General features: G+C 65.9%; 2 rRNA genes and 1 pseudogene. All 3 read left to right on the top strand.

The annotated features are described in order from the left end of the window. A 23S ribosomal RNA gene (locus PV396_RS44905) occupies positions 1 to 77 on the top strand; the annotation flags it as partial. Between the two features lie 105 nt (positions 78 to 182). Then, positions 183 to 299: ribosomal RNA gene (gene rrf / locus PV396_RS44900) — 5S ribosomal RNA — on the top strand. A 203-nt stretch (positions 300 to 502) separates the two neighbouring features. Continuing rightward, positions 503 to 1,014: pseudogene (locus PV396_RS44895) on the top strand (hypothetical protein); the annotation flags it as partial.

Below are 1,014 nucleotides of genomic sequence, written 5' to 3'. Positions count from 1 at the left end.
CTGGGTTGATAGGCCAGATCTGGAAGCCCGGTAACGGGTGGAGGTGACTGGTACTAATAGGCCGAGGGCTTGTCCTCAGTTGCTCGCGTCCACTGTGTTAGTTCTGAGACAACGACCGTTGTCGGCTTTTGAGCAGAACTTCCAACTGAAGAGTGTGCTTGTTCGCTCGAAACCAATAGGGTTTCGGTGGCCATAGCGTGAGGGAAACGCCCGGTTACATTCCGAACCCGGAAGCTAAGCCTTTCAGCGCCGATGGTACTGCAGGGGGGACCCTGTGGGAGAGCAGGACGCCGCCGAACAATCTTTGGAGGACCCCTGGTCCCAGCGTTCACGCTGGGACCAGGGGTCCTTTTTGTTTTTCCAAACAGGCACACTGCCCGGAGCGCGCCGGCTAGTCGGCTGCGCGAGAATGACTTGCGGTACCGAAGACAGGAGTCACCCATCATGTCCACCAACTCTCCCGACGAGCGCCCGGAGCGCGACCAGCGCCGCCGGGACAGTGGTGACCGCGGCGACCGTGGTGGCTACCGAGGTGGTCCGCGCCGCGACAACGATCGTCGTGACAACGACCGTGGTGGTTTCGACCGCGGTGCACGCCCGACGACGGGTGGATACGGCCGCCGAGACGACCGGCCGGCCGGGCCCCGTCGTGACGATCGAGGCGATCGGCCCAGTGGTGGCGGCGGCTTCCGGCGGGACGACAGCCGGGGTCGGGACGACAACCGGGGTGAGCGCGGCGGCTTTGCGCGCCGCGACGACCGTCGCGACGGCGATCGTGGGGCTCGTCCCGCTTTCCGACGTGACGAGCGTTCGGACCGCCCGGACCGTCCGTCGGGACCCCGGCGTGACGACCGAGGCGACCGTGGTGGTTTTCGGCGGGACGACAACCGCGGTGGTGACCGCGGTGGCTTCGTTCGCAGGGACGACCGGCGTGACGATCGCCGTGAGGGTGAGCGTTCCGGTTTCCGTCGGGATGATGATCGCGGTGGGTTCCGTGGGCGTAGTGACGATCGT

The sequence above is a fragment of the Streptomyces sp. ME02-8801-2C genome (assembly GCF_033793965.1).
Taxonomy (GTDB): Bacteria; Actinomycetota; Actinomycetes; order Streptomycetales; family Streptomycetaceae; genus Streptomyces.
Note: the sequence above shows the minus strand (reverse complement) of the source record. Positions and strands in the feature narration are given on the sequence as shown.